Raw genomic sequence first — 26,582 nt, 5'->3', positions numbered from 1 at the left:
GGAGTTGTGTTTTCCCTGAGAGACGGGCAAGTCCGTCCTCCGATGCGCTGTGGGCACATAACGTCAGGACTGGGTCGAGGGGACAGGTAGCAGGCGCGACAACAGCATCCGATACGAAAGCGAGGCCTGGCACATGCCGAACAACCAACCCAACATCCTGGTCATCTGGGGCGACGACATCGGGATCAGCAATCTGTCCTGCTACAGCATGGGACTGATGGGCTATCGAACACCCAACATCGACCGCATCGCCAAAGAAGGCATGCTGTTCACCGATTCCTACGGCGAGCAGAGCTGTACGGCCGGCCGATCGTCATTCATCACCGGCCAAAGTGTGTATCGCACAGGCCTGTCCAAGGTCGGCATGCCCGGAGTGGACGTCGGAATGTCCCCCGAAGACCCAACGATCGCATCGCTGCTGAAACCGCTCGGCTACGCCACCGGTCAGTTCGGCAAGAACCATCTCGGTGACCTCAACCAGTATCTGCCGACCAATCACGGCTTCGACGAGTTCTTCGGCAACCTGTACCACCTCAACGCCGAAGAGGAGCCGGAGCACCCCGACTACCCGACCGAAGAAGAGGCCCCCAATTTGCGCAGGAAGATGCTGCCTCGCGGGGTGGTCCATTCCTGGGCGACCGAGGAGGAATCCGACGAGGTCGACGACCGCTTCGGCCCGGTAGGCAAGCAACGCATCGAGGACACCGGACCGCTGTCCAAGAAACGCATGGAGACCATCGACGACGAAACCACCGAGGCCTGCATCAATTTCATCAAACGCCAGAAGGAAGCGGACAAGCCGTTCTTCGTCTGGATGAACACCACCCACATGCATTTCCGCACCCACACCAAGCCCGAAAGCGTGGGACAGGCCGGGCGCTGGCAGTCCGGTTACCACGACACGATGGTCGACCACGACCGCAATGTCGGTCAGCTGCTGGATGCGCTCGACGAGTTGGGCCTGGCCGAGGACACCATCGTCATCTACTCGACTGACAACGGTCCGCACGCCAATACCTGGCCCGATGGTGCGACCACGCCGTTCCGCAGTGAGAAGAACACCAACTGGGAAGGCGCGTTTCGCATCCCGGAGCTGATCCGCTGGCCCGGCAAGATCGAAGCCGGCAGCGTCTCCAACGAGATCGTCCAGCATCACGACTGGCTGCCGACCTTCCTGGCCGCGGCCGGCGACGCCGACATCGTCGAGAAGCTCAAGAAGGGCTACAAGGCCGGGGACACAAAGTACAAGGTTCACATCGACGGCTTCAACTTGTTGCCGTACCTCACTGGCGAGGTCGACAAGAGCCCTCGCCGCGGGTTGATCTACTTCTCCGACGACTGCGACGTACTCGGGGTGCGCATCGACAACTGGAAAGTGGTGTTCATGGAGCAGCGCTGCCAGGGCACGCTGCAGATCTGGTTCGAACCGTTCACTGTCCTGCGCGCGCCGAAGCTGTACAACCTGCGCACCGACCCCTACGAGCGCGCCGACATCACCTCCAACACCTATTGGGATTGGTGGTTCGAACACGACTACCTCGCCCTCATGGCCAACGCATTGGTCACCCAGTTCCTAGAGACCTTCAAGGAATTCCCACCGCGCCGCGAACCGGCCTCGTTCACCATCAGCAACGCAGTCGATCAACTCCACAACTTCCTCGAACGCATGGGCGGCTGACCAGGTGTTGAAATCCTGGAACGACGGGCCCACGAAGTCGGCGATCGTCGACTTCGTGGGGCGCGTCACCGAGCAGGTGGCTCCTGAGGAGCGCGTCGCCGTGTTCGACAACGACGGCACGCTGTGGTGTGAGAAGCCGGCGTACATCCAGCTGGACTTCCTGGTGCGCCGACTGGCCGAGCAAGCCGCGGCCGACCCGGCGCTGGCAGCCACACAGCCGTACCAGGCTGCGGCTGCCGGCGACCTGGCCTGGTTCGGCGATGCCGTCACCAAGCACTACAACGGCGATGACTCTGCTCTCAAAATCCTTGCCGGCGGCATACTTTCGGCCTATGCCGGACTGACTGTCGAGGACCACGCCGACCGGATCAAGGCGTTCTTCGCCGAGGCGCAGCACCCGACGCTGGGGCGTCCGTACACCACGTGCGGCTATCTGCCGATGGTCGAGTTGCTGCGTTACCTGGAGGCCAACGGCTTCACCAACTACATTGTCTCCGGTGGCGGCCGCGATTTCATGCGTCCGGTGACGGTATCGATGTACGGCGTCCCGCCTGAGCGCGTGATCGGCAGTTCGGTGGGGTTGGATTTCGTCGACGGTCAACTCAGGACGACAGCCACCCCCGAGTTCCTGAACGATGGACCGGTCAAGGCGGTGCGGATCTGGGGGCGCATCGGGCGTCGGCCGATCTTCGCGGTCGGCAACTCCAACGGCGATATCCAGATGCTGGAGTACACCGCCGGCGGCGCGGGTCCGTCGTTGAGCATGGTGGTGCGCCACGATGATGCCGACCGCGAATTCGATTACACGGCAGGGGCCGAGAAGGCGCTGGGGCTCGCCGCCGACCGCGGCTGGACGGTGGCGAGCATGCGCAAAGATTGGACGACGGTCTTTGACTGACTCCGCACCAAGGTCGTCGACTCTGCGTCCAGGGCGCGAAAGTGCGAGTACCCTTCGCCCTCACCGCAGAGTCGACGCATGACATCGGCCGATCTGGTGTGGGTTCCGGCGCAGACGACGATCCTCGGCTCCGACGCGCATTACCCCGAAGAGGCACCGGCACGCGAGGTTGCGACCGCGGGGTTTTGGATCCAGCGCCACCAGGTGACGAATAGCGAATTCGCGCAGTTCGTTTCGGCCACCGGCTACATCACAGTCGCCGAACGTCCGGTGAACCCCGACGATTTCCCGGGTGCCCCACCCGAGAACCTCGTCCCCGGCTCGATGGTGTTCCGGCGCACTGCGGGGCCGGTGGATCTGCGACACATCAGCCAATGGTGGGCATGGACGCCGGGTGCGTGCTGGAACCACCCACGCGGACCACGCTCGTCACTGAAAGGCCGCGAGCAGCACCCCGTGGTGCACATCGCCTTTGACGACGCTGCGGCCTACGCGGACTGGGCCGGCCTGGAACTGCCGAGCGAGGCCGAGTGGGAAACCGCGGCCCGCGGCGGAATCGTCGGTGCGGCATACACGTGGGGCGACCAGCCCGAGCAACCCGGGCAGCGCCTCGCGAACTACTGGCACGGCGAATTCCCGTACCTACCCGACACCGGTTATGGCACAACGAAACCGGTCGGAAGCTTCGAGCCCAACGGCTACGGCCTGTTCGACATGGCAGGCAACGTCTGGGAGTGGACCAGCGACTGGTACGGCGCGGACCGGGCCACCACGCCGTGCTGCGCCGCAGATACCTATGACCCTGACCAGCCCCAGTTCCAGATCGGGCGCAAGGTGATCAAGGGGGGCTCATTCCTGTGCGCCGACAGCTACTGCATGCGCTACCGGCCGGCCGCCCGGCGACCCCAGATGGTGGATACCGGCATGAGCCACATCGGTTTTCGGTGCGTCAAAGCGCCCTAGCCGAACGCCGGCGCCACGAAGCGCCTCAACATCTCTTGCTCGGCCGCCTCGTCGGCTCCCGGCCAGACCAACAACGACAACACCAGCCGCACGATCCACGCCGCGGCCGCCGGGTCGTCCTCGCCGAGTCCGGTCAGTTCGGTGGCGAATGCGGCAAGGACCGGCGATTGCGCCAGGTCCGCCATTCCTCCCTCGCTCCGCAGTGAGCTGAGCAGCAGGCCGAACATTGGGTCGGCCCGGATGCGTTGCAGCGCAACGGTAACGGCGACCAACACCCGTTCCGCTCCGGTCAGGCCGTCGACTGCACGACGCACCTCCCCCACGATCGATACGGCCAACCTGGCCAGCACGGCGTCGCGAATCTGCGTCTTACCCCCGGCATGCCGGTACACCGTCGCGCGTGAGCAGTGGACCCGCGCCGCCAACGCATCGATATCCAGAGCATCCAGTCCGTCGCGGGCAGCCATCTCGGCCGCGGCGGCATAGATCCGTTCGGCAGCCTCGACACGTCGGTCGCCCCCGACCAACCAGTCTTCACGCCTGGGAGACATGATGCCCAATTTATCGCATGATGCGACAAAATGCCTCGAAGATCTCACGAGAAGCGCAGATCACCGCCCGCGATTGAGACGCCCCCGCAACCGGCAACCCGGCGGCGAATATCAACATGTGCCGGCATCGTTGACGGGCCTCGAACAGCCAGCCAACCTGGCCAAATGCTCCTGGCACACGAACTGTTCGAGCCCGCTTGCCTGCAGGATCCGTATCCGCTCTATGACCGCCTACGGGCACACGCACCGGTGGCACAGGTCGGCGATTCACCGTTCTTCGTGGTGAGCTCGTTCGACGCCGTCCTCGAGGCCACCGCCCGCACGCACGACTTCTCGTCGAACCTCACCGCCACCATGTGGTCCCAGGCCGACGGCACCGTCAGCGCCTTCGGCATGGGCGAGCCGGGCGGTCCCATCCACGTACTGGCCACCGCAGACGATCCGGCTCATGCCGCCCACCGCAAATTGGTGCTGCCACGGATGGCGGCCAGGCGGATCTCGGAGCTCGCGCCCTTCATCGCGGCCACGGCTGCGGACCTGCTCACCGAGGCCGCCGGGGAGTTCGAGTGGATGTCGGCCGTGGCAGACCGGCTGCCCATGGTGGTCGTCGCGCAACTGCTGGGCTTGCCGGCCGAAGACGTGGACCGACTCGTGGCGTGGGCCTATGCCAGCACCCAACTCCTGGACGGGCTCGTCGACGCCGAGCAGCTGACCGCATCGGGGATCGCAGCCGTCGAACTCGGCGGCTACCTGACCGAACGGTTTGACGAAGCATCGGCAAATCCAGGCGAGAATCTGCTGGGCGACCTGGCGACCTACTGTGCGGCCGAGCGCGTGTCCCGCGACACGGCGGTGTTCATGCTGATCCAACTGGTGGGCGCGGGAGGCGAATCGACGGCGTCGTTGATCGGCAGCGCCGTCGGGATACTGAGCCGTCAGCCCGAACTGGCAGGGAAATTGCGCCAGGATACTGCGATGATCGCGCCGTTCCTGGAGGAGGTGTTGCGGTTCGAATCCCCGTTCCGCGGCCACTACCGGCATGTACTGGCCGATGCCGAACTGGCGGGCGTAACGCTGCCGGCGGACAGCCACCTACTGCTGCTGTGGGGTGCAGCCAACCGGGATGAGGCGGTGTTCGACGTTCCGAACGAATTCCGGCTGGATAGGCCGAATATCAAGACTCACTTGGCATTCGGCAAGGGCGGGCACTTCTGTCTCGGGGCCGCACTGGCCCGTCTCGAAGCCCGCATCGTGATCTCGGCTCTGCTCGGCATCACCGACACCATCAGTCCAGCCGGGGCTGCCGAATGGCAACCCAGCCTGTTGGTGCGGCGGTTACGTCAGCTTCCGCTGAGCCTGCGGTGAACTGCCTGGAACTCAGGCAGCCTGCGCGGCGAGCGCAATGCTGTCGTCGTCGACGAACACCAGACCGCCGTCGTCGAGGTTGACTGCCCACCGGCGCGCCGGTTCGACAATTCGCTCGCCGGCGACCTCAACCGCGGTCCCGGCCAAGTCGGCGAAATCTTCGACGACGGTGCCGTGCAATTCGTCGTCAGTTCCCGGATAAACGACCACCGAGGAACCCACAGCAACCTCTTCGGCAATTTCGCCAGAGTCGCTGTCGTTAACCCCCGTCACGACATCTTCGGACATCCCACACCTCCCCAATTACTGACGCGTGCAACCGAGTACATCACAAACGCCTGCGATTGGCTCACTTTCGTCGATACGTACAGCCACACCTTGCATACCCCTCGGGCAAATTTCCAAATCCGGCGACGACGACCGTTCGGGCAAATGCGTCACACTGAGATGGCCAGCGTGTCTCCGGTCACACTTAACGTCGCAAAGTGCCACTGGCCGATGCTTTTGAGGCAACGGCAGCAACATTCGCCGACCTCGCGCTCTCCCAGCACAACGGAGGGTCACCGGTTGCTGAGCAACCCCGGGCGAACGCCTGCCGGTGAACGCGCGATGGAGTTCCGGATCGCGGTGACACACACCACACCTGCGTTCGCTAGTGTTGCAACACGTTCTAGCGAGGAGGCCTATGTCCGACGCTGTTTTGGTTACCGGCGCGTTCGGTTTGGTGGGCTCAGCCGTGGTGAAGACGCTGGCCGCCGGCGGACGCACGATGGTCGCGACCGATCTCGACGTGCCGGCGAACCGTAAGGCTGCCGCCGCGCTCCCCTCATCTGTCGACGTGCGCTGGGCCGATCTGACCGACGCCGCGGCCGTCGACGCACTGGTGGCGGCGGTCGCGCCGGCGGCGATCATCCACCTCGCCGCCATCATCCCGCCGTTCTGCTACATGCGTCGCGGGCTGGCCCGCAAGGTGAACGTCGAGGCCACCGCATCGCTGCTGCGGGCCGCCCAGGCCCAGCCGACCCCGCCCCGATTCGTCCAGGCCTCAAGCATCGCGGTCTACGGCGCCCGCAATCCGCACCACATCGACGATGTGCTGACCCCCGACACCCCGGTAAACCCGTCCGACATCTACGGCGCGCACAAGGTGGAGGCCGAGGCCCTGGTCCGGGCCTCGAAGTTGGACTGGCTGATCCTGCGTCTCGGTGGGGTCATGAGCTCCGAGTTCAGCCTCGGCATCGACGTCGACCTCATCTCGTTCGAGAGCGTGCTGCCCGCCGACGGGCGACTGCAGACCGTCGATGTGCGCGATGTCGCGGCCGCCTTCGTCGCGGCCACCACAGTCCCGACCGAGACCGCCAACCACGAGGTGCTGCTGATCGGCGGCGACGCCGAGACGCACCGGCACATCCAGTCCGCGGTCGGTTCGCAGGCGGCTGCCGCGATGGGAATCAAGGGTGGCCTGCCGATCGGCCGTCCCGGCAATCCCGACGATGACGCCGCCTGGTTCGCCACCGACTGGATGGACACCAGCCGTTCGCAGGAGGCGCTCGGATTCCAGCATCACTCGTGGCCGCAGCTACTCGCCGACACCAGGGCGAATGCCGGCCTGAAGCGTTTTCCGATTGGCCTGGCCGCTCCCCTGATCCGCGCGTTCCTGCGGTCGAAGTCCGCGTACAAGGACTATCCGGGCACATTGGCCGACCCCTGGAACGCCATCGACAAGAAGTGGGGCGATCATCGCCCCGACGAGCGCACAGACGGGAGTCAAGCATGACCACGGAACGCGTCGCGATCGTCATCGGCGGAGCATCGGGGATCGGCTGGGCCAGCACCCAGGCCCTGGCCGCCGACGGCTGCCGCATCGTGGTGGCCGACCGTGACGCTGACGGAGCCGCAGCCCGGGCCACTCAACTCGGCGCGCCGCACACGAGCCACTACGCCGACGTCACCGACGAGAGCTCGGTGGAGAAGCTGTTCGCCGACGTTACCCGGGCCGGATCTATTGACATCGTGCTCAACTGCGCGGGATTCAGCAACGTCGGGCTGATCACCGACCTGGCAGCCGAGGACTTCCGCTCGGTCGTCGACGTCTGCCTCAACGGCGGGTTCATCGTCGCCAAGCACGCCGGCCGTAACCTGCCCGAAGGTGGTGTCCTGGTGTCGATTTCATCGCTGAACGGGCGCCAGCCCGCGGCCGGCATGAGCGCCTACTGCGCGGCCAAGGCCGGATTGTCGATGCTGACGCAGGTGGCCGCGCTGGAAATGGGACCACGCGGCATCCGGGTCAACGCGATCGCGCCGGGATTTGTGAAGACGCCGCTGACCGATCCCGCGGCGATGATCCCCGGCGTCGTCGAGGAGTACGTCGAGAACACCGCACTGGGCCGCAGCGGAACCCCCGAGGACATCGCGGCCGCCGTGGTGTTCCTGTGTTCACCGCAGGCGTCGTGGCTGACCGGCGAAGTACTCGATCTCAACGGCGGCGCGCACCTCAAGCGCTACCCGGACATCCTCGGACACGTCATGAAGCTGGCCCAGGCGTGACCTCTCTGGCCGGCAAGCAGGCGCTGGTCACCGGCGCCGGATCCGGAATCGGTGCGGCGCTGTGCCGCGCGCTGGCCGGCGCGGGCGCCGAGGTGCTCTGCACCGACATCGACGAGGACGCCGCAGCCCGCACTGCGGCTCCGCTCGGCGCCCGGTCGGCACGTCTGGACGTCACTGATGCGGCCGCCGTGCAGGCCGCGGTCGACGGCGTGGTGGACCGGGCCGGTCGGCTCGACCTGATGTTCAACAACGCAGGCATCGTCTGGGGCGGCGACACCGAACTCCTGACGTTGGACCAGTGGAACGCCATCATCGACATCAACGTGCGCGGCGTCGTCCATGGCGTCGCCGCGGCGTATCCACAGATGATCCGGCAGGGCCGCGGCCACATCGTCAACACCGCCTCGATGGCAGGTCTGGCTGCGGCGGGCCAGCTCACGAGTTATGTGATGACCAAGCACGCCGTCGTCGGGCTGTCGATGGCGCTGCGATCGGAAGCGGCCGCTCACGGCGTGGGCGTGCTGGCAGTGTGCCCGGCGGCGGTGGAGACGCCGATCCTGGACAAGGGCGCGGTCGGCGGCTTCGTCGGACGCGACTACTTCCTGCAGGGCCAGGGCGTCAAAACCGCCTACGACGCCGACCGGCTCGCCGCCGACACCCTGCGTGCGATCGCGCGCAACAAGGCCATCCTGGTCAAACCCCGTCGCGCCCAGGCCTCATGGCTGTTCGCGCGGGTGGCACCGGGCCTGATGCAGCGACTCTCGATGCGCTTCGTCGCCTCCCAGCGGGCCAGTCAGGCCGCGCACCGCTCGACTGAGGGCTCGAGCGTCACGCCAGAGTGACGCTCAATGCCGACCGTCACGCCAGCGTGGCGATAGGGTCAGCCCAACGGCGGGAAGGGACCCGATGAAAGACGAGTTCACCCTCACCCAGAAGCGAGCGCTGGCGGTCGTCACGGTGCTGGCAGTGCTGCTCGGCGCGTACTTCCTGCGTGGCTTCTTCGTCCTGATCGTGATGGCTGCCGTCGGCGCTTATCTGTTCACCCCGCTCTACCAACGGTTTCAGCGCCGATTCGGCACCGGCCTCTCTGCCACGCTCACGCTGCTGGTCGCCATCCTCATGGTGATCATCCCGGTGGCACTCGTGGTTTTCATGGCCATCGTGCAGGTGACCCAGCTCGTCAACACGGTCAGCACCTGGATCGCCGACACCGATGTCAGCACCCTGGGCGACCGGACCCTGCAACTGGTCAACTCACTGCTGGGCCGGGTACCGTTCCTGGACATCCACCTGACGGCGGATTCCTTGCGCGACACGGTGGTCAAGCTTTCTCAGCACCTCGGCGAGTGGCTGCTCGGCATTCTGCAGGGCGCGGTCGGCGGCATGGTCGGCGCGATCACGGCATCGATCATCTTCCTGTACGTGTTCATCTCGATGCTGGTCAACAACGCCGAGATGGCCACGCTGATCCGCCGGCTGAACCCGCTCGGCGAGGAGATCACCGACCTGTACCTGGCCAAGACCGGGGCCATGGTGAAGGGAACCGTCAAGGGACAGTTCGTGATCGCGTTCTGCCAGGGCGTGGCCGGGGCCATCTCGATCTACATCGCCGGCTTCCACAACGGGTTCTTCGTCTTCGCGATCCTGCTGACCGCCCTGTCGGTGATCCCGCTCGGTGGCGGCATCGTGACCATTCCGTTCGGCATCGGAATGATGTTCTTCGGCAACATCATCGGCGGCATCTTCGTGGTGGTGTTCCACCTACTGGTGGTCACCAACATCGACAATGTGCTGCGCCCCTGGCTGGTGCCCAAGGCCGCCCGCTTGGATCCGGCACTGATGCTGCTGGCGGTGTTCGCCGGCATCTCGATGTTCGGATTCTTCGGCCTGGTGATCGGGCCGGTGCTGATGATCATCATCGTCACCACGGTCAGCGTCTACCTGGCAGTCTTCAAGGGCGTCGAGCTGGAGACCACCGAGCCCGACGAGCCGGGTCAGCGGCCGTGGCGACGCATCTGGGAGTGGATCCAGAAGCGGCTCGGGGGCAAGCACGACGCACCCCGAGCCGAATCCGATCCAAAAGCCGAAGCAGACGCTACGAAGCCAGCCGCTCCGTGAGGAAGGCCACCACCCGCTTACGCGCCTCGTACGCGGGATGCCCGTCGACCTCACGGACCTGATCGGTCAGCACCGAGTGGGCCGACGCGGACAGACCGTCGGGATTGCCCTTTTTCGAATTGATCTCGATCACCTCGAACGCGTCACCCAGGCGGGCCTTGAGGGTGGCGAACCGCTCCCCCGGCACCAGTTTGTCCTGGCTGAACCGAAGGGCCAGCGCGCACAGTCCGTCATTGGCAACGCGCTGTTCGACGATCTTGAGCTCGGCCTCCGACATCCCCGGATCGCGTTTCTGCGCCGCGGTCAGGGCGACCGGCACCGACGGTTGGCTCAGCACCGGCGCCAGCACGCTGTCGTCGACGGCGGCGGCGAGCGCGAAGCCGCCCGTGAAGCACTGTCCGATGATGCCGACTCCCTTACCCGGGGTGCTGGCGTTGAGATCGCGGGCCAGCGCCCGGAGGTAATGCGCGACGGGCCGGTCGGCGTTCGTCGCGAATGCCGAAAACTCCCGTGTCACACACGCTTTCACCGTGACCGCGATGGCGCCGGGGCGGACCGCAGCGGCACCGGGGGTGCCGAACAGTGACGGTGCGGCCACCGTGAAGCCGTTGTCCACCAGATGGTTGCCCAGCGCGAGCACGCCGGGATGCAGACCGGGAATCTCGGGAATCAGGACCACGCCGGGGCCTTCGCCCTTGCGGTAGACGTCGTAGGTCTGATCGGCGGCGGTGAAGGGGGTGGCGGTCCACCCGGTGAGATCTGCAACTGGCGACGACAACACGGGCTCCATCCGTTAGTGCGTCACGGCCTCTTGATCGGCAGCGGCGACTGCTTCTGCGTCGCACTCGCCAGCGTACGGTACTCATCGGTACCACCGGCGCCGGTGATCGCGACCTGAGCCGGTCCGCTCAGCTTCGTCGTCCACACCGGTTCCGGGTCACTGCTCTCGTAGACCACCCAGGTCACCCCGTCGACGTCCTGGGTGCCGGACGCATACGAATCCGGCTTGATCGAGGCCACCAGGGCGGCCTCGTCGGCATTGCTCTGGGTCAGACTCAAGTACTTGCCGTTGGGAGCGAGGTAGCCGATGCGCGATGACACCGCGCGGCCATGTTGACCGTCCGGCAACGTCAGGCCGCCGTCGATGCCATGGCGACTGCCGGAGTTGGGCTGCCAGCCCTCGGGCAGCTGAGGCAGCCGGATCGGGATCTTCAATGTGTCGGCGTCGGCCTGCAGCGCGGCCGGAGCATCGAATTCGGGGGCCGGACCGGCCCCGGGCCCACCCGCCTGAAACGAGCACATCCCCAGCATCCCGGCCAGCACGATGCAGGCCACCACCAGCGGCGCCATCGACCAGAACATGTCCCGGCCGTCCTGCAGCAACCGCGACTTTTCCGGCTTCGGGACCGGGGTTGGCTGAGACGTCGGCTCGGAGGACATGCTCGCCAGTATCCCAGCTCCCAAACGCTGACCACGTTCTGGGACAATCTGGGCCATGAGTCCCACGCGGGGGGAAGCCCCGGATCGCAACCTTGCCCTCGAGCTCGTCCGGGTGACCGAGGCCGGCGCCATGGCGGCAGGCCGCTGGGTAGGCCGCGGCGACAAGGAAGGCGGCGACGGGGCCGCTGTCGACGCCATGCGTGAGCTGGTCAACTCGGTGTCGATGCGCGGTGTCGTGGTCATCGGCGAGGGCGAGAAAGACGAAGCCCCGATGCTCTTCAACGGTGAAGAGGTCGGCAACGGCGACGGGCCGGAGTGCGACTTCGCCGTCGACCCGGTCGACGGCACCACGCTGATGAGCAAGGGCATGCCCAACGCCATCTCGGTGCTCGCCGTCGCCGAGCGCGGTGCGATGTTCGACCCGTCCGCGGTGTTCTACATGAACAAGATCGCCGTCGGCCCCGAGTGCGCCGACGCCATCGACATCACCGCTCCCATCGGCGAGAACATCCGGCGGGTGGCCAAGGTGCGCGGCGCCTCGGTGAGCGATCTGACCGTGTGCATCCTGGACCGGCCGCGCCACGCCCAGCTGATCGAGGATGCCCGCGCCGCCGGTGCGCGCATCCGGCTGATCACCGACGGCGACGTCGCAGGCGCCATCTCGGCCTGCCGCCCCAACTCCGGCACCGACATCCTGGCCGGCATCGGCGGCACCCCCGAAGGCATCATCGCCGCGGCGGCGATCCGTTGCATGGGCGGCGCGATCCAGGCCCAGCTGGCCCCCACCGACGACGCCGAACGACAGAAGGCACTCGACGCCGGCTACGACCTGGACCAGGTGCTGTCGACCGACGACCTGGTCTCGGGTGACAACGTCTTCTTCTGCGCCACCGGCGTCACCGACGGTGACCTACTCAAGGGCGTGCAGTACTACCCGGGCGGGTGCACCACCCAGTCCATCGTGATGCGGTCCAAGTCCGGCACCGTCCGCATGATCGAGGCCTACCACCGGCTGACCAAACTCAACGAATATTCCGCCATCGACTTCACCGGCGACAAGACCGCCGCCTACCCGCTCCCGTAACTCGCCAGAAAGGGCAACATGAGCACCGATACCGACGGAGCTGTCGAGTACCGCATCGAGCACGACACCATGGGCGAGGTCCGGGTGCCGGTCAACGCCCTGTGGCGGGCGCAGACCCAGCGCGCCGTGGAGAACTTCCCGATCTCCTTCCGCGGGCTGGAGCGCACCCAGATCCGCGCGCTGGGCCTGCTGAAGGCGGCCTGCGCGCAGGTCAACAAGGACCTGGGCCTGCTCGCCGCCGACAAGGCCGACGCCATCATCGCCGCGGCCGGCGAGATCGCCGACGGCCTGCACGACGACCAGTTCCCGATCGACGTGTTCCAGACCGGTTCGGGCACCAGCTCCAACATGAACGCCAACGAGGTGATCGCCTCGATCGCCGCCCGCAACGGGGTTGAGGTCCACCCCAACGATCACGTCAACATGTCGCAGAGTTCCAATGACACGTTCCCGACGGCCACCCACATTGCGGCTACCGAAGCCGCTGTGCGCCATCTGATTCCGGCGCTCGAGGTGCTCCACGAGTCGCTGGCCGCCAAGGCCAGGCAGTGGAAGACCGTGGTCAAGTCGGGCCGGACCCACCTGATGGACGCGGTGCCCGTCACCCTGGGCCAGGAGTTCGGTGGCTACGCCCGCCAGATCGAGGCCGGTATCGAGCGGGTCAAGGCCACGCTGCCCCGCCTCGGTGAGCTCGCCATCGGCGGCACCGCCGTGGGCACCGGGCTCAACGCCCCCGACGGCTTCGGCCCCAAGGTGGTCGAGGTGCTGGTGAACCAGACCGGCCTGGCCGAATTGCGTACCGCCGCCGACTCGTTCGAGGCCCAGGCGGCCCGCGACGGGCTGGTCGAGGCATCGGGTGCCCTCAAGACCATCGCCGCCTCGCTGACCAAGATCGCCAACGACGTGCGCTGGATGGGGTCCGGCCCGCTGACCGGCCTGGGCGAGATCCAGCTGCCGGACCTGCAGCCGGGTAGCTCGATCATGCCGGGCAAGGTCAATCCGGTTCTGCCCGAGGCGGTTACCCAGGTGGCCGCGCAGGTCATCGGCAACGACGCCGCCGTCACCGTCGGCGGCCTGTCCGGTGCCTTCGAGCTCAACGTCTACATCCCGATGATGGCGCGCAACGTGCTCGAATCGTTCACCTTGCTGTCCAACGTGTCTCGGCTGTTCGCAGAGAAGTGCATCGACGGCCTGGTGGCCAACGAGGAGCACCTGCGCACCCTGGCCGAGTCCTCCCCCTCGATCGTGACGCCGCTGAACTCGGCGATCGGCTACGAGGAGGCCGCCAAGGTCGCCAAGCAGGCGCTCAAGGAGAAGAAGACCATCCGCCAGACGGTGATCGACCGCGGCCTGATCGGCGACAAGCTGTCGGAGGCCGAGCTGGACAAGCGCCTCGATGTCCTGGCCATGGCGAAGGTGAAGGAAGGCGAGTAGCCCTCGCTTTCTGCCGAGGCGCCCCGAGACCACCAGGTTTCGGGGCGCTTTCGTTTGAACGTTACTCAGGAAGCGGTGCGGCCCAACGCAACACGGTCCCACCGTCGGGCCCGTCGGTGATGGTGAACCGGCCGTCGGCACTCAACGCCCGGGCCCGCAGATTCCCCAGGCCGCTCTCGGTGATCTCGGCGGCGATCCCGCAGCCGTTGTCCGACACCTCGATGGACAGGTCGTCGGCCACCTCGACGAGAACCGCGAGTTCACTTGCCCCCGAGTGACGTACCGCATTGCTGATCGCCTCGCGCAGCACCGCCTCGGCATGGTCGGCCAGGGTCGCATCGACCACCGACAGTGGGCCGACGAACCGTGTGCTGATGTGTATCGGCGCGTCGGCGAACTGGGCGATTACGTCGTCGAGCCGCTGCCGCAGCCGCGTCGTACCGGCGTGGGCACCGTGCAGGTCGAAGATCGCGGTCCGGATCTCCTGGATGACCGCCTGCAGATCGTCGACGGTGTCGGTGAGCCGCTGCTGCACCTCCGGAGAATGCGCGCGCGGGATCGTGCCCTGCAAGGACAGTCCGACCGCGAACAGGCGCTGGATGACGTGGTCGTGCAGGTCCCGGGCGATGCGGTCGCGATCGGCCAGGATCTCCAGCTCGCGCACGTTGCGCTGGGAGCTGGCCAGTTGCCAGGCCACCGCGGCCTGGTCGGCGAACGCTGCGGCCATGTCCAGTTGCTCGGCGGTGAAACTCTGGGCACCGTCGGCCCGCACGGCCACCAGCACGCCCGCCACGGTGTCGGTGGCACGCAGCGGCAACACCAGCGCCGGGCCACCCGCGCCGTCCAGCTCGAGGCGGTCCAGCCGGTGCGGCGTGCCATCGTGGAACGCCGCACCCACCGCCGCCTCCGCTGCGTGCGGGCCCACCGGGATCGAGTCGATCGTGGTCGGACGCCCTGCCGTCGCGGCCACCACGAGGGTGTCGGCCTCATCGGCGGGAACCTCGCTGCCGGGCACCGCGACGACGATGCGGTCGGCACCGGTCAGGTTGAGCGCCTCGTCGGCCACCATCCGGAACACCCTGGCCGGATCGGTGCCGCCGAGTAGTTCGGTCCCGATATCGCGGGTGGCCGCGATCCAGGCCTGACGGTCACGGGACAGCTGGTAGAGCCGGGCATTCTCCACCGCGACTCCGGCTGCCGCGGCCAGGGCCTCCACCAGCACCTCGTCGTCCTCGCTGAACGGCTGCCCGTTGGTCTTGTCGGTGAGGTAGAGGTTGCCGAACACCTCGTCACGGATGCGCACCGGGACGCCGAGAAAGGTCCGCATCGGCGGATGGTTGGGCGGAAATCCCACCGACGCCGGGTGTTCGTGAATGTCGTTGAGCCGGATCGGTTTCGGATCGTCGATCAGCACGCCGAGCACGCCACGCCCCTCGGGCAGATGACCGATCACGGCCCGGGTTTCGTCGTCGATGCCCTGATACACGAACTCGGTCAGCTCGTGGTCGTCGCCACGTACGCCCAGTGCGCCATAGCGGGCGTCGACCAACTCGATCGCCGTGCGCACGATGGTGCTGAGCGTGACCTCGAGGTCCAGGCCCGAGGTCACCGCGAGCATGGCCTCCACCAGGCCGTCGATGCGGTCGCGGCCGGTGATGATCTGCTCGACCCGGTCCTGGACCTCGGTGAGCAGTTCGCGCAGTCGCAGCTGCGAGAGGGTGTCCCGCAACTGTGGAGTTCGCTGTTCATCGTCGGGGTGCGCACCATGCCCAGTCACGTCCACCATGCTGGCACTACCGGCCGTGGGGCACCAAGCTCGTCCAACTCGTCACCGCGCGGCCGGCTCAGGTCCGAACCGAAACCTGCGACCGGTGACCCGGACGGGTGAGACCCGGACATAGTGCGTCTTCGCCGTCGCCGTCCATGGCAGTAACTGCGCCCGTTCGGCCTCGTCGAGTTCATCGTCGGTGCGCAGGGTGCGTGCCACGCCGCGCACGATCACGCTCCAGCCTTCGGCTGCGTTGTGGTCGTCGGCTTCGAACACCACATGGTTGTTGATCGCCGCACTGATCAGTTTCGTCCCCGCCGCGGTGCGGAACAGGATGGTTCGGTTCTGCACCACGAAGTTGACCGGGAAGACGTGCGCCTCGTCGTCGACCGCGGTGACGAGGCGGCCGAGCGACGCACTGCCCAACAGCTCCCAACTCTCACGCTCGGACAGAATCTCGACCGGCTCACTGCGCGTTGATATTCCGGTTTCCATAGCGACGACGCTATTGCGGGTGTAGAGCGCGGCGCCATGGGCAAAGGCCCTATCCGTCAGTGACCAAAGGCCCTGGCATCACTGATGATTACGACGTTCCAGGTTGGAAGCGAATACCGCGGCCTGGGTGCGACGTTCCATGCCCAGCTTGGCCAGCAACCGCGACACGTAGTTCTTGACGGTCTTCTCGGCAAGGAACATCCGGGCCGCGATCTGCCGATTGGTCAGCCCCTCCCCCAGCAGGTCGAGCAGCACGCGCTCCTGCTGGGTCAGCCCGGCCAACGGGTCGGACCGCTCGGCGTCGCCGCGCAGTTTCGCCATCAGCGCCGTGGCGGCGCGATTGTCCAGCAGCGACTTCCCGGCCCCGACGTCCTTGATCGCCTGGGCCAGTTCCATCCCCTTGATGTCCTTGACGACATAGCCACTGGCGCCGGCCAGGATGGCGTCCAGCATGGCCTCGTCGGAGGTGAACGACGTCAACATCAGGCAGCGCAGATCGGGCATGCGCGACAACAGGTCCCGGCAGAGTTCGATGCCGTTGCCGTCGGGCAGCCGGACGTCGAGCACCGCGACGTCGGGCTTCAGCGCCGGCACCCGGGCCAGGGCCTGCGCCACCGAATCGGCCTCACCGATCACGTCGAGCTCAGGGTCGGCGCTGAGCAGGTCGATCAGCCCGCGGCGGACCACCTCATGGTCGTCGACCAGAAAGACTCTGATCATTCCCCGAGTCTCACAACCGATGGCGCCGATCGCAAGTGAGCACCGCGCAACCCGAGTGCGCCAACGCCGCCTGCAACCCGGCGGAATCGGGGTGATCGGCACCGAGCACGAGCAGTTGCGCCGATTCCGGATGTGCCGTCAGGTATTCCGCGACGCCGGCGTAGCCGTCGATGCTCTGCACATCGAGGTCCGGGGATCGTTTCAGCGCGCGGGCCAGGCGGCGCTCGAGCTGTGCCGCCGACAACCGGTCACGCTCGGCGACGGCGGTCGCGTCGTACATCTCGCGGTGCCGGGCGCCCCAGGTGGTCAGCACCCGCAACGGCGCACCGCGTCCCACGGCCTCCTCGATCGCGGCGTGCAGCGCGTCGTTGCTCGCGGTGCGGCCGTCGGCTTCGACCACGACGGCCGCACCAGTGGCGGTAGCTGCGGCGGCGGGGGCGATCAGGGTGTCGGTCATGGTCATCTCCTATTCGAAGGTCACGAAGGTGTCGACGGTGCGGCGCGGTGTCGGCGGTGGTGCATCGGTGAGTGTCGGGGCGATGCCGATGCGGACCAGCAACTGAGGGCAGGCGTCACGGCCGATCAGCGTGCCGATGATGTCGCGGCTGGCGTGCAACTCGGTCACGTGGCTCACGGGGCAGGTGCTCAGACCCGACAACGTGCATTCCAGCAGCAGAACCGAGAGTGCCTCGCCGGCGTCGAGGGCGTCTGCCCGGCTGTACCCGTCGGTGGACAGCACCACCAGGGTGGCCGAGTCGTCGTGGACGGAGGGGCGGCGATCGCTGTGCGCGGTGACCGGGAAGGTCCGCGCCACCGCGACCCGCTCGCTTTCCGCAGCCGAGACCAGGGCGCTCGGCGGGATACCGTCCTCGGTCGCGAACGGTGTTGTCCACCAGGCAAGTTCGGAATGATAGGCGGAATCGTAGAGGCGCAGCGTCTCGGTCAGCGCCGCCGCCTCTGCCACGTCGGCGCGCATCTCCTCGGCCAGCACGTCCAAGTGCACCGGGCCGTCGGGCAACCGCAACCTCAAGAGTCTCTCGAAGGAATCCCAGTCCGCATACCCGGCCATCGGCAGCCGGTCGGTTCGCCGGGCCAGGATCGCGTCGGCCCGCCGACGATGCGCATCGGTGACGAAGTCCATCGGCGAGAACTGCAGCGTCGCCAGATGATCGGGGTCATTCGGATTCGGGAAGCGGTCGACACTGGTGGCCCATCCGGCCGCGGCCATCGCCACCCGCAGATGATCCAGCAGCACCCCGCAACTGATGACCGCCTCACGCGCCGATCGATCGGTCGCGGTCACCACGCGACTCGGGTCCAGGTGCAGGTGCACCCCACTGCCGTCGACGACCAGCCGCCACGGTTGGGTGTTGTGCAATGACGGCGCACGTGATGCCAGCTGCACCGCACGGGTGAGGGTCGCAGAATCGAACATCGTCTCGGGCATGCTTCAAGCCTCGTCGCGCCCGGGCCCGCCGGTTAGGGTCTTTGGTCCTCAAACCGGCGCGATGTACGTCTCACGCCCCGTTGTTGGGGCCCCCCGAATTCGCACCGGGGATGTCGGTGATCGGGAAGTTCGGCATCGGCGGAGGCGACGGCGTCGCAGGCAGCAACGGGATCTCCTCCGGCGGAACGTCCTTGAGCGCCTCGGCCGGCGGTACGGGCGGGCCGTTCTCCCGGCTGCCGTAACTGGTGCCCGGCTCGCGCTCACCGAGCATGTGGCTCACAGTCACCAGGTGGTAGCCGTTGGCCTTGAGGACCGGGATGAACTGCTCCACCAGGTCCACGGTGGACGAGTAGGTGTCATGAAACAGCACCACATTGTTGGGCCTGATCTGCGTCATCAGCATGTAGCGGGTCGCGGCGATGTTGGCGTCGTTGGCCCAGTCGAACGGAATGACGTCCCAGTTGATGTCGGCCAGCCCCTGCTTGCCGGCCTCGGCGAGCACCTGGTCGTTGACCAGCCCGCCCGCGGTGCGCACGAGCTTGGGCCGCTGGCCCGTCGCGGCCTCGATCGCGTCACTGGCCTTGCTGAACTGGGCCGGGATCTCCTCGGGCGGGATGGTCGTCATGTTGGGGTGTTCCCAGGTGTGGCTGCCCAACTCCATGCCGGCCTCAACCACCCGTTTGGCACCCTCGGGGTTGGCGGCGACCTTGTTGCCGATCTCGAAGAACGTCGCCTTGGCGTCGTTGTCCTTGAGGATCTGCAGGAGCCGGTCGGTGTATGGGCCGGGCCCGTCGTCGAACGTCAGCGCGATGCACCGCTCCGTCGCGCAATCCACGTCATCGGGGTCGTCGCGGCGGATGTGCCCGGTGAGCACCCCCACCACCAGGACCACGACGGCGGCGACCACGCCGACCACAGTCCACCGCCATGCCTGACTGTTGGGGAGCCTCGCCACCCCGGCAGCCTACCGGCTGGCGATTTGGGTGCGTTCGGTAACGCCTGGCGTTACCGAACGCACCCAAATCACTCCGACTCAGGGCAGCGCGCCCGGGCTGAACTCCTCCAGCATCTCGGTGACCAGCGCGGCGATCGGCGACCGCTCGCTGCGCTGCAGCGTGATGTGGGCGAACAGCGGGTGCCCCTTGAGCTTCTCGATGACAGCCGCGACGCCGTCGTGGCGGCCCACCCGCAGGTTGTCGCGCTGGGCCACGTCGTGGGTGAGCACCACCCGCGAACCGGCACCCAGCCGCGACAGCACGGTCAGCAGCACGTTGCGCTCCAACGACTGGGCCTCGTCGACGATCACGAACGAGTCGTGCAGTGAACGGCCCCGAATATGGGTCAGCGGAAGCACTTCGAGCATGCCGCGGGAGAGCACCTCTTCGAGCACCGCCGGGCTGGCGAGCCCTTCGAGGGTGTCGAAGACGGCTTGCGCCCATGGCCCCATCTTCTCGCTCTCGCTGCCCGGCAGGTAGCCGAGGTCCTGGCCGCCGACGGCGTAGAGCGGACGGAACACCACCACCTTGCGCTGGGTTCTGCGCTCCAGCACCGCTTCCAGACCGGCGCACAGGGCCAGCGCGGATTTGCCGGTGCCGGCTTTGCCACCGAGCGACACGATGCCGACGGATTCGTCGAGCAGCAGATCGAGGGCGACGCGTTGTTCGGCTGACCTTCCCCGGAGGCCGAACACTTCGCGGTCACCACGCACCAGCTGCACCCGCTTCTCGGCGTTGACCCGGCCGAGCGCCGACGAGCTACCACCCAGCAACCGAATTCCGGTGTGGCAGGGCAGGTCCCGAGCATCGGCCAGATCGATCTCGCCGTCGGAGAACAACGTGTCGATGTCCTCGGCCGCGACGTCGAACTCGGTCATGCCCGTCCAACCGGACACCACGACATCCTGGGCGTGGTACTCGTCGGCGGCCAGGCCCACCGCGCCGGCCTTGACGCGCAGCGGGATGTCCTTGCTCACCAGCGTGACATGCTTGCCTTCGGCAGCGAGATTCGCAGCGCAGGCCAGGATCCGGGTGTCGTTGGTTTCCGTACGGAAGCCCGAAGGCAAGACGGACTGGTCGATGTGGTTCAACTCGACCTGTAGCGTGCCACCTTGCGCCCCAACGGGAATCGGCTGATCCAGCCTCCCGTGCTCAAGCCGCAGATCGTCGAACATCCGCAGCGCCTGCCGGGCGAACCAGCCCAGCTCGTGGTGATGCCGTTTGGCCTCCAGCTCGCTGATCACGACCAGCGGGACCACCACTTCATGCTCGGCGAACCGGGTGCATGCCCAGGGATCGGACAGCAACACGGATGTGTCGAGCACATAGGTACGGACAGGCAGATCAGTCACGTGGCGCTCCTAGAACCCGCGCGGCCCCACACGAGTTGCTCGGTGGACACTGCGGCACCAGGACCGGAGCCGGTCCTCTCGTGATCAAACCGATCGGTACCGTCCGGACAGCAGAGCATGTCGCTAGCCATCGGATTCGACGCTACTCCCGCCGTGGCGGGGTTGCTGGCTGGCGCGCCGCGTGAATAACGCCCGGCGAGTTACGCCTTGATGAACTCCTGGAGCGTTGCCTCGTCGGCCAGTCCCCACGCGGTGATCCGGTCGGAGATGACCTGGGCCAGCGCGGCCTTGTCGAAGATGCCGGCCTCGGCCACCACCGCCACCTTGTCCTGGTAGGCGTCGATGTCCGCGCCGATCACATCGAGCTCACGGGCGCGCGCGGCGATGGCCGCCACGGTCTCGTCGCGATGGGTGCCCAGCAGGTGCGACACGAGGTTGGCAAAGAACAGCTCGTGGCGCTCCTCGTCGAGGACGATGCGGTCGACCATCGAACCCAGCACCGGCTCGGCGATCTGGGCCCGCAGGTTGCGGGTGTACACCGCGTGGGCGCGCTCGAAGAACGCCATGAACACCAGCGTCTCGATCTGGCTGTAGCTGTCGGCGCGGTAACCCTTCATCACATGCTCGACGCGGACGTCCTCGTTGGCCGTCGGGTCGATCTCGCGGGTGACGACGAGGTAGTTGCGCAGCGCGACGGCGTGCAGGTGCTCCTCGGCGGTCCAGCGGCCCAGGAAGCGGCCCCACTTGTCCTCGAGGATGAAGTGCTCGACGAGCTCACGGTGATAGCCCGACAGGTTGTCCTTGGTGATCAGCAGGATCTCCAGGGCGTCGGTGACGGTCTTGGGCAGCGTCACCTGCGAGGGATCCCAGTCCTGGCCACCGAGGAAGGCGAAGTTCTCGCCCTGGTCGAACGGCACGTAATCGTGTGCGTACCAGAGATCCTCGGTATCCAGGTGGCGACGCAGCTCGGCCTCGACAACGGGCTCAAGCTCCAAGGTCAGCGCATTAGCGACAGGTTTCTGTGCCATGAGGTAACTGTAACCGAGGTTTACAGGTTTCTAAAACTCAGGCCACATGTGATGTCGCCCGCGCCGGCTCAGAGGGTGAGGCCCGGGTACAGCGGGTTGGCGTCGAGCAGTTCGGCCGAGGCCGCATGCACGCGCTCGGCGGTGCCGTCGGCCAGCTTGTACTTGGCTTTCGAAGTGCCCTCGGCCTGCGTGTTGGACAGCACGTCGACGATCAGCTCGGCCACCCGGTCGAAGTCGTCAGCGCCGAATCCGCGGCTGGTCAGAGCCGGGGTGCCCAGCCGGACGCCGCTGGTGTACCAGGCGCCGTTCGGGTCGGCCGGGATGGCGTTGCGGTTGGTGACGACACCGGCGTCGAGCAGGGCGGACTCGGCCTGGCGGCCGGTCAGGCCGAACGAACGAACATCGAGCAGCACGAGGTGGTTGTCAGTGCCGCCGGTGACCAGGCCCGCATCGCGCTTCACGAAGCCGTCGGCCAGCGCCTGGGCGTTGTCGGCGACCTGCTGGGCGTAGGTCTGGAACGCCGGCTGGCGTGCCTCGGCCAGCGCGACGGCCTTGGCCGCCATGACGTGGCTCAGCGGCCCGCCGAGCACCATCGGGCAGCCCTTGTCGACGGCCGGGGCGAATTCCTCGGTGGCCAGCACCATGCCGCCGCGCGGACCGCGCAGCGACTTGTGGGTGGTGGTCGTGGTGACGTGGGCGTGCGGCACCGGGTTCTCGTCACCGGTGAACACCTTGCCCGCCACCAGGCCGGCGAAGTGCGCCATGTCGACCATCAGCGTGGCGCCGACCTCGTCGGCGATCTCGCGCATCTTGGCGAAGTTCACCCGGCGCGGGTACGCCGAGTAGCCGGCGACCAGCACCAGCGGCTTGAACTCGCGGGCAGCGGCGGCCACGGCGTCGTAGTCCAGGAAACCCGTCTCCGGGTTGGTCCCGTAGCTGTGCTGATGGAACATCTTGCCGGAGATGTTGGGTCGGAAACCGTGGGTCAGGTGCCCACCGGCATCCAGGGACATGCCCAGCAGACGCTGGTTGCCCAGCTTGTTGCGCAGGGTCTCCCAGTCCGCCTCGGACAGGTCGTTGACGTGCTTGGCGCCGAGTTCGGCCAGGCCGGGGGCCTCCACCTTGGTGGCCAGGATGGCCCAGTAGGCAACCAGATTGGCATCGATGCCCGAGTGCGGCTGGACGTAGGCGTACGGGGCGCCGAACAGTTCACGGGCATGCTCGGCGGCCAGGGCCTCGACGGTGTCGACGTTCTGGCAGCCCGCGTAGAAGCGGTGGCCGACGGTGCCCTCGGCGTACTTGTCGGAGAACCAGGTGCCCATGGTGAGCAGTACCGCCGGGGAGGCGTAGTTCTCACTGGCGATCAGCTTGAGCGAATCCCGTTGATCGGCAAGCTCTTTGCGGGTGGCTGCGGCGACCCGGGGCTCGACGGACTCGATGACCTGCAATGCGGCCTGGTACGCGGCGCTTGAAGTGTCGGCGTAATCGGCGCCGGAAGCCGCGGGCAAGGTGGAGGACGGGTCTGCTGCCATGGCATTCAGCCTAGTCGGAGCGGGTCAGCTCGAAGGTCCCGGGCCGGTTTGGCCCGGCGGGTAACCGGGGTGGGGATAGGCCGGCGGGTATCCGGGGTAGGAATAGGCCGGCGGGTATCCGGGGTAGGGATAGGGCGGTTGAGCCGGCGGCGGGACAGCGATGCCGCGGGTGAGCTTGGTGAGCAACACGAACCAGGCGGCGATCCCGACGATCACCGATCCGGCCCACAGCAGGTTGCTGACGGTTTCCATGTGCGGTCCGTCGCCGATCACCTTCATCAGGACCGAGGGGAATGCGCCGGGGCTGTCTCCGCCGTCGACACAGGCGAGCCCGAACACGAACATCGACGCCCACAGGATTACCTGGGCCCAGGCCTGCCCGGAGGTGAGCTCCCCGCCCGGCTGCTTACGCATCAACCTGCTCGTGAATACCAGGCACAGTGCCAGCCACGGTGCGGCGAGGACGCCGAACACCACCATCCACCCGAGCTGTACAAACAGTCCCCGGCCGATCACCATCCACGCCAGCAGGAGCATGTTGAGCGGCATGGCCAACGCGGGGACATAGAGCCGAAACTCAGACACCCTCCGAGCCTAAGCCCGCAATACCGGCGCGATGAGCAGCTCATCCAAGGAGGCGTCCGTGGTCAGATCACTACTTGGTGTGGTTCCATGCGCCGCCGGCCTTGCCGTTCGCATAACCGCCGCCGGGCCACCCCTTGCTCCAGTCGTGACCGGCCCAGGCGCCGCCGGGCCACCCCTTGCTCCAGTCCCAGCCGGCCCACGCTCCACCGGGCCACGGGCTCACGAGAGGAGGAGGCTTCGGCGGGGCCACCGTCTCGCCGTTCAACACCACGACGGGATCGGCATTCGCCACCATCGCAGGTCCGGCGAGCAGCCCGGCCAAGGCCATCGATCCGGCCACGACTACACCGGCCATGCGCTTGACCCGGTTCGATTTCGTGCCCGTTGTAGTCATGTCGACCCCTTGCTGCCGCCCGGTACGTCGCACGATGCTCAGCAAATATTTTACGCCCGGCCCGCGAGCCCGATCAAGGCATCGGGATGCGAGAACCCAGAGCCTGCAAATCAGCGAATCAAGGTCAGTATTTGTCTATTCAACTGTGCTTTTGTGAACACACCCAGCGCAGGTACAACACGTCAGCGGGCGCAGGCACGGAACATCCGAGGTTGCCCTCAGCAAATTTCGAGCTACGGCGCTGATGACTGGCACCGCGCAGAAAACCAGGCGGACCCATCGGTTCGCCTGGTTTCGCGGTTGTCAGCGGTGATTCCAGGCGCCGCCGGCCTTGCCGTGGATGGCAGCGCCACCGCCCTTGCCATTGGCGAGGCCGCCACCCGGGTACCCCTTGCTCCAGTCGTGACCGGCCCACGCGCCGCCGGGCCACGGGCTGACGAGGGGCGGGATCTCGACACCAGAGCCACCAGAGGTGGCGGCGTCGGCAATGCCCGAGATGACGGATGTCACGGGATCGCTGCCGACCTTGGTGAAGGGAGTCTTTTTACCCCCTGGGCTGACCGGGGCCACCGGATCGCTGCCGACCTTCGTGACGGGTCCGGCGGCGTTGGCCACCGCGCCCGAACCGAGGATTCCGGCAAACGCCACCGCGCCGGCCGCCACGATCACGCCGGCCGTGCGCTTGATCTTGTCCAGTCTTTCCCTTGTTGCTGCCATGGTCATTTCCTTTGCCCGACCCGGTACTGCCACCAGGCCCTATGGCAACAATGTTACTGACTGGTAACTAAGGTAATCAAGCACTTGAGACCACCGTCATACCGGCGAGGCAACGCAATCCAGAACACGTCCGGCAAAGGCCCCACGAACCACGGTCGAGGCATTGAGATCGGTCCGAGGAATTTGCTGCCAAGCGAGACTAAGTCCGCAAGGTCGACGGGATCAGCGGCTCATCGAGCAGCCGGCCGAAGCGCTCCGTCAACGTCACGCCGGCGGGCCGGTCGTCCAGCCACCCGCGCAGCAACCTGTACCCCTCGATGTAGGTGCTGGTGTAGGCCCGCCACAGCGGCGAGGACAGGAACCGCAGCGACTGCCTGGCCCGATCGTCGTCGACCAGCAGCCAGCGCTTGAGGAACTCCACCACCTCGTCGACGTCGCGATGCTCGTCGTGCAGCATCAGCGCAGCGTCCTGGCGCACGTCGGCCAACCCGGCCACCGCCTCCGAGATCGACTCGGCACGCTCCCCGTCGAACCGAAGGCCCAGGTCGGCGTAGATATCGGCCGCCCACGCGCCCCAACCCGGCCCGACGATGGCATGCAATGCCAGATCTGCCAGGCCCTCGGCCATCAGGCATTGCGGGGTGTTGACGAGGAAGATCGTCTGTTCGAGTTGATTTTGACCGGCCACTAGTCCTGATTCTTTGCGGCAGTGCTCGGTGTGATGACCCGGGTAGGACTCGTGGGCCACCAGTCGGGGCAGGTTGGCCATCTGTTGTTTCAGATCGGCATTGACCGCGACGGTGGACTTGTAGTCGCCCAGGTAGTAGTTGAACCCCGACCACGGCTTGTCGGTGACCACCTCGTAGGTGATGGTCTCGGCCTCGGGCAACGGGTACGCGGCGCGCACCTTGTCACGCAGGGCCGACGAGAACGCGTGGATGCACTCCTCCAGCCGCGCCGGAGGGATCTCGTCTCCCGTGCGATGCGCCTGGATCCGCTCGGCCAGTGGGCCGGTGCCACCGAGGGCCTCGTCGAGTTTGACGTGGGCCTGCCCGTATTTCTCCGGATCGCCCTTGCTGATCCGTACGTCGAAATAGGCCTGCACCTCGTCGACGAATCCGACCTGCTCACCGGCGAACTTGCGGCCCGCACAGTTGAGCGCCCTCAGGTGCGCGGCAATGTATTCGGCGCGGTCGCGGTCGAGGTCGTCGGGGATCTGGGCCAGCAGCCGGTCCGCCTGACGAGCGAGGTCGGCCGGGTCGGGCGCAGGCTCGTTCTCGACCGCACGACGCAGCTGGGGGTCACCGGTGAAGGAATCGACGTAACCCTCCTCGACCCGGTCGAAACGCAGTCCGAGGAGCAGATACTCGCGAATGAGAGTGGCCGAGTCCGTCACTGTGCCGGTTCCGGAGCCCGTCTTTTTCTCGATCCCGTTAGCCATGCCCCCAACCGTAGATGTAAGACTGATCGG

26 protein-coding genes and 1 pseudogene are annotated in these 26,582 nt (G+C 66.7%); 10 read left to right on the top strand and 17 right to left on the bottom strand.

Features of this window, described 5'->3' with window-relative positions; all coding sequences use genetic code 11:
• The first annotated feature begins 133 nt into the window (after positions 1-133).
• The 3 genes and pseudogenes from AC4LGL_RS14915 to AC4LGL_RS14905 form a co-directional block, all read left to right on the top strand.
• A complete protein-coding gene (locus AC4LGL_RS14915; RefSeq protein ID WP_491839430.1) occupies positions 134-1,678 on the top strand; it encodes an arylsulfatase in 1,545 nt (514 codons plus the stop codon).
• Between the two features lie 4 nt (positions 1,679-1,682).
• Complete coding sequence (locus AC4LGL_RS14910) at positions 1,683-2,576, top strand: HAD family hydrolase (protein ID WP_491839429.1); 894 nt, start codon at positions 1,683-1,685, stop codon at positions 2,574-2,576.
• A gap of 75 nt (positions 2,577-2,651) precedes the next feature.
• Positions 2,652-3,539 (top strand): annotated as a pseudogene (locus tag AC4LGL_RS14905) (formylglycine-generating enzyme family protein); the annotation flags it as partial.
• On the opposite strand, the gene AC4LGL_RS14900 reads toward AC4LGL_RS14905, so the two are convergent.
• Entirely contained in the window at positions 3,536-4,090 is a 555-nt protein-coding gene (locus tag AC4LGL_RS14900; RefSeq protein WP_491839428.1) for a TetR/AcrR family transcriptional regulator, read from the bottom strand. The pseudogene AC4LGL_RS14905 and the gene AC4LGL_RS14900 overlap by 4 nt on opposite strands.
• Positions 4,091-4,255: 165 nt before the next feature.
• On the opposite strand from AC4LGL_RS14900, the gene AC4LGL_RS14895 reads away from it, so the two are divergent.
• The gene (locus AC4LGL_RS14895; protein WP_491839427.1) at positions 4,256-5,455 is read left to right on the top strand and encodes a cytochrome P450; all 1,200 of its coding nucleotides are present in this window, start codon (positions 4,256-4,258) and stop codon (positions 5,453-5,455) included.
• Positions 5,456-5,467: 12 nt separating this feature from the next.
• Here the strand turns inward: AC4LGL_RS14895 and AC4LGL_RS14890 are convergent, their stop codons facing one another.
• A complete protein-coding gene (locus AC4LGL_RS14890; protein WP_236732109.1) occupies positions 5,468-5,743 on the bottom strand; it encodes a hypothetical protein in 276 nt (91 codons plus the stop codon).
• Between the two features lie 397 nt (positions 5,744-6,140).
• Between AC4LGL_RS14890 and AC4LGL_RS14885 the strand changes: the two genes are divergently transcribed.
• The 4 genes from AC4LGL_RS14885 to AC4LGL_RS14870 all read left to right on the top strand — a co-directional run bounded on the left by AC4LGL_RS14885 (position 6,141) and on the right by AC4LGL_RS14870 (position 10,120).
• Positions 6,141-7,232, top strand: coding sequence for a cholesterol dehydrogenase/isomerase (locus AC4LGL_RS14885; protein ID WP_491839426.1), 1,092 nt, complete (start codon positions 6,141-6,143; stop codon positions 7,230-7,232).
• Positions 7,229-8,002: an SDR family NAD(P)-dependent oxidoreductase gene (locus AC4LGL_RS14880; protein WP_491839425.1), complete on the top strand. Its 774-nt coding sequence runs from the start codon at positions 7,229-7,231 to the stop codon at positions 8,000-8,002. The genes AC4LGL_RS14885 and AC4LGL_RS14880 overlap by 4 nt, the downstream gene beginning before the upstream one ends.
• Complete coding sequence (locus AC4LGL_RS14875; RefSeq protein WP_491839424.1) at positions 7,999-8,844, top strand: SDR family NAD(P)-dependent oxidoreductase; 846 nt, start codon at positions 7,999-8,001, stop codon at positions 8,842-8,844. Before AC4LGL_RS14880 ends, AC4LGL_RS14875 begins: the two co-directional genes overlap by 4 nt.
• Positions 8,845-8,908: 64 nt before the next feature.
• The gene (locus AC4LGL_RS14870) at positions 8,909-10,120 is read left to right on the top strand and encodes an AI-2E family transporter (RefSeq protein ID WP_491839423.1); all 1,212 of its coding nucleotides are present in this window, start codon (positions 8,909-8,911) and stop codon (positions 10,118-10,120) included.
• On the opposite strand, the gene AC4LGL_RS14865 is transcribed toward AC4LGL_RS14870, so the two are convergent.
• Together AC4LGL_RS14865 and AC4LGL_RS14860 are read right to left on the bottom strand one after the other, a co-directional pair.
• Entirely contained in the window at positions 10,098-10,910 is an 813-nt protein-coding gene (locus tag AC4LGL_RS14865; protein WP_491839422.1) for a dienelactone hydrolase family protein, read from the bottom strand. The genes AC4LGL_RS14870 and AC4LGL_RS14865 overlap by 23 nt on opposite strands.
• Positions 10,911-10,921: 11 nt before the next feature.
• Entirely contained in the window at positions 10,922-11,560 is a 639-nt protein-coding gene (locus AC4LGL_RS14860; protein ID WP_491839421.1) for a DUF4245 domain-containing protein, read from the bottom strand.
• A 55-nt stretch (positions 11,561-11,615) separates the two neighbouring features.
• Here AC4LGL_RS14860 and glpX point away from each other — a divergent pair, with 55 nt between their 5' ends.
• Positions 11,616-12,644, top strand: a complete 1,029-nt coding sequence (glpX, locus tag AC4LGL_RS14855; RefSeq protein WP_166906048.1) for a class II fructose-bisphosphatase — start codon at positions 11,616-11,618, stop codon at positions 12,642-12,644.
• Between the two features lie 18 nt (positions 12,645-12,662).
• A complete protein-coding gene (locus AC4LGL_RS14850) occupies positions 12,663-14,078 on the top strand; it encodes a class II fumarate hydratase (RefSeq protein WP_491839420.1) in 1,416 nt (471 codons plus the stop codon).
• A 61-nt stretch (positions 14,079-14,139) separates the two neighbouring features.
• On the opposite strand, the gene AC4LGL_RS14845 is transcribed toward AC4LGL_RS14850, so the two are convergent.
• From AC4LGL_RS14845 to AC4LGL_RS14785, 13 genes are all read right to left on the bottom strand, one after another.
• Positions 14,140-15,864 (bottom strand): GAF domain-containing sensor histidine kinase, encoded by a 1,725-nt coding sequence (locus tag AC4LGL_RS14845; protein WP_491839419.1) that lies wholly within the window; start codon positions 15,862-15,864, stop codon positions 14,140-14,142.
• 42 nt (positions 15,865-15,906) lie between these two features.
• Positions 15,907-16,341, bottom strand: a complete 435-nt coding sequence (locus AC4LGL_RS14840; RefSeq protein WP_055116705.1) for a pyridoxamine 5'-phosphate oxidase family protein — start codon at positions 16,339-16,341, stop codon at positions 15,907-15,909.
• A 78-nt stretch (positions 16,342-16,419) separates the two neighbouring features.
• Positions 16,420-17,061, bottom strand: a complete 642-nt coding sequence (dosR, locus tag AC4LGL_RS14835; RefSeq protein WP_491839418.1) for a hypoxia response regulator transcription factor DosR/DevR — start codon at positions 17,059-17,061, stop codon at positions 16,420-16,422.
• Positions 17,062-17,071: 10 nt separating this feature from the next.
• Positions 17,072-17,518 carry a universal stress protein gene (locus AC4LGL_RS14830; RefSeq protein ID WP_157923437.1) on the bottom strand — a complete coding sequence of 149 codons (447 nt, stop codon included), beginning with the start codon at positions 17,516-17,518 and terminating at the stop codon, positions 17,072-17,074.
• 9 nt (positions 17,519-17,527) lie between these two features.
• Complete coding sequence (locus AC4LGL_RS14825; RefSeq protein WP_055116711.1) at positions 17,528-18,508, bottom strand: Acg family FMN-binding oxidoreductase; 981 nt, start codon at positions 18,506-18,508, stop codon at positions 17,528-17,530.
• A 70-nt stretch (positions 18,509-18,578) separates the two neighbouring features.
• Positions 18,579-19,463, bottom strand: a complete 885-nt coding sequence (locus tag AC4LGL_RS14820) for a polysaccharide deacetylase family protein (RefSeq protein ID WP_491839417.1) — start codon at positions 19,461-19,463, stop codon at positions 18,579-18,581.
• Between the two features lie 78 nt (positions 19,464-19,541).
• Positions 19,542-20,855, bottom strand: a complete 1,314-nt coding sequence (gene phoH2 / locus AC4LGL_RS14815; protein ID WP_064882852.1) for an RNA 5'-3' helicase PhoH2 — start codon at positions 20,853-20,855, stop codon at positions 19,542-19,544.
• A gap of 200 nt (positions 20,856-21,055) precedes the next feature.
• On the bottom strand, positions 21,056-21,883 hold the full coding sequence (locus AC4LGL_RS14810; RefSeq protein WP_491839416.1) for an acyl-ACP desaturase: 828 nt from the start codon (positions 21,881-21,883) through the stop codon (positions 21,056-21,058).
• Between the two features lie 68 nt (positions 21,884-21,951).
• Complete coding sequence (locus AC4LGL_RS14805; RefSeq protein ID WP_064882849.1) at positions 21,952-23,415, bottom strand: glycine hydroxymethyltransferase; 1,464 nt, start codon at positions 23,413-23,415, stop codon at positions 21,952-21,954.
• Positions 23,416-23,439: 24 nt separating this feature from the next.
• Positions 23,440-24,000, bottom strand: a complete 561-nt coding sequence (locus tag AC4LGL_RS14800) for a hypothetical protein (protein ID WP_491839415.1) — start codon at positions 23,998-24,000, stop codon at positions 23,440-23,442.
• Positions 24,001-24,070: 70 nt separating this feature from the next.
• On the bottom strand, positions 24,071-24,394 hold the full coding sequence (locus tag AC4LGL_RS14795; protein ID WP_491839414.1) for a hypothetical protein: 324 nt from the start codon (positions 24,392-24,394) through the stop codon (positions 24,071-24,073).
• Between the two features lie 303 nt (positions 24,395-24,697).
• A complete protein-coding gene (locus AC4LGL_RS14790) occupies positions 24,698-25,111 on the bottom strand; it encodes a hypothetical protein (protein ID WP_491839413.1) in 414 nt (137 codons plus the stop codon).
• A 199-nt stretch (positions 25,112-25,310) separates the two neighbouring features.
• On the bottom strand, positions 25,311-26,552 hold the full coding sequence (locus tag AC4LGL_RS14785; protein WP_491839412.1) for a DUF885 domain-containing protein: 1,242 nt from the start codon (positions 26,550-26,552) through the stop codon (positions 25,311-25,313).
• Between the last annotated feature and the right edge of the window lie 30 nt (positions 26,553-26,582).

Source organism: Mycolicibacterium arcueilense, assembly GCF_058536225.1.
Note: the sequence above shows the minus strand (reverse complement) of the source record. Positions and strands in the feature narration are given on the sequence as shown.